Source organism: Rhizobium sp. P1_E6, from assembly GCF_056405875.1.
The window spans coordinates 1-2,366 of sequence record NZ_JBFUBG010000228.1; the positions used below are offsets into that span (position 1 = coordinate 1).

A 2,366-nucleotide genomic window follows, 5' to 3' on the forward strand; every position below is an offset into this window, starting at 1 on the left:
CTTCCATCCCATCGATTTCGCACTGCTCTTCTGTGGTTGCCGTCCGTTGCGCAAGTAGTTTCTGACCTTTTTTGAGGTGTGATCGAGTGCGGTCTTCTGTCAGGCCTTTCTTTGCGGCACTTTCAGAGGCCGCCGGCCGGTATGGTGATCTGCGGATCCGGCCCAAATCTTGTTCCCGAGCTCGTGGCTCCAAGAGCAGTACTGGTTTTCCCGATCCAGATCGTTTCGATCATGCGCCCATTCGGGTCATCGACTTCTCACACCTCCTAGCCGGTCCTGGTTATCCGTAGCGGTTCCGGGTCACGCCATAATTGCCAGAGCCGGGTCTCTATAATCTTCCTGCTTCGTCAGCATGGCCCATATATTCCGCGCCATTTTGTTCGCCAGTGCGATAGCCACCAGCATCTTCGGCTTCTTTGCGAGCATCCGTGAAAGCCACGATCCGTGCACCGGCGGTTTGCGACCCGCCCAACTTACGCAGGTCATCGCACCGATGATCAGAAGTCTGCGAATGTCGGCCTGTCCGGCCTTCGATACCCGGCCGAGTCGTTCCTTTTCGCCCGACGAAAATTGTCGGGGAACGAGACCAAGCCAGGCTGCGAAATCTCGGCCGCACCGGAAATTCTCCATCGCTGGCGCGAAGGCTTCTACCGCCAGTGCGACCAGCGGACCCACGCCTGGCATCGTTTGAAGTCGATGCGCGATTCCACTCTGCCGAGACAGGTCCACGAGCTTCTTGGCCTTCTCCTTAATCCGGGCTGTCTTCTCGTCGATCTGAGCCAGAAGATCACGGCACTCCTCCCGCACGAGTTCAGGCAGGTCGATCTCAGCCCTCTCAACGATCGCTTCAATGCGCTGGATGTGAGCAATGCCCTGTGGAATGGCCTGGCCATATTCATAGAGAACAGCAGGCAAAGCGTTCACCAATTCCGTTCGCTGGCGGACAATCCGCTCGCGCGCCCGGAACAGAACCGCCCGAGCTTGCTGATCCGCAGTTTTGGGCGGGACGAAACGCATTTCGGGCTGACGGGCCGCGATGACGATTGCTTCAGCATCGGCGGCGTCGTTCTTCTGGCGCTTCACGAAAGGGCGGACATATTGCGGAGCGATCAGCCTGACCTCGTGCCCCACTTTGACCAACTCACGGGCCCAGTAATGGGCGCTACCGCAGGCTTCCATAATCACAATCGTTGGCGGCTGTTCCGACAGGAAGCGGAGAAACTGTCCTCGTGACAGTTTCTTTCGATACCGTACTTCGCTCGTCATCGTTGCTGCGTGCAGCACGAAAACATTCTTTGCCAGATCCACCCCGATCATCGTGTCTTTCATTTTGCCGTCTCTCCGTCCTGTAGACTACAACCACATCATCTTGGCATATTGCAATGCCGTGAGGGGAGGACGGCAACCACCCCATCTTGTTCTGATCCCGGAAGAGCCGGATGGCGCACCATCATCGGCTCGGATTAGTGGTAGGCAGTGTCTCGATCACGCATTGACCAAGGTGCCCATGCTTTGTGGAGGTTCTGTTCGAAGGTGGCAGACACCGCCTGGTATCAAAACCTAGTTGGGTGAGCGCAGGTAAAAGGYCATCGGCACTGACGGAAGATGATGTTCCGAACTAGACATTAACAGCAGGCGATTGATCGCATTGTCCTGGATTCCACCCGCTGGAACGAGACACGTTATTCTTGCCATGGTGGCCTCGATGCCAGCCTGTCTAATCAGTTTTTGAGCGACATGATGCGTGCTGGAAAACCGTGCGGCAATACTGGCTTCCAGATTGGGCTTCGCAACTGCTTCCGGCACGGCAAGCCTGGAAAGGTATTTGACGCTTTCGCGGATCACACGGCAGTAGCCGGAAAACCTGCTGTCCGCCACTAACCCGTGTATTGAGGTGTAATCCTCGGGAAATGCGAACTCTGATTTCTCTATGTTTTCTGCGAGGGTGGGAAGAGACCGGCGATATTTTCGGCTTTTGCGAGCGACCGCATGCGTGATCTCCTGCCAGCGATTAGGGCTGTCGGTGAAAATAACCGCCCCGATCGCTTGTGCCAGATACATTGCCATCTCGTAGTTAGGTGCGAGTCGTGTTTGGCTCAGTTCTCCGTTTTGTTCGCCGCCCTCGATTGTAGCGTGGAGGGCCGCCAACTGGTCTCGCTCCCTGTCTTTTTTCATACCCACAAGGATGTTCTCGACCTCCTTCGAGCCTATACCGAGGTATGTCTTGATGACATGGGCCCGGAGGACGTCTTGTGGCATGGAAGTGATGCTCCGCGATGTATCAGCCTTCATCAGGGCCTCGATGCGAGGGTCCTTAACTCGCTCGATCCCTTTTGAATGCGCCTCGGCCAGCGCAGTCCTCTGTC

Annotated in this window: 2 protein-coding genes; both read right to left on the minus strand. The window is 56.3% G+C overall.

What is annotated here, in order from left to right; all coding sequences use genetic code 11:
* Window positions 1-300: 300 nt before the first annotated feature.
* Entirely contained in the window at window positions 301-1,329 is a 1,029-nt protein-coding gene (locus tag AC1D35_RS35630; RefSeq protein WP_477942672.1) for an IS110 family RNA-guided transposase, read from the minus strand.
* 231 nt (window positions 1,330-1,560) lie between these two features.
* Window positions 1,561-2,366, minus strand: an 806-nt coding sequence (locus AC1D35_RS35635) for a hypothetical protein (RefSeq protein WP_477942674.1), incomplete at its 5' end; no start/stop codon positions are given.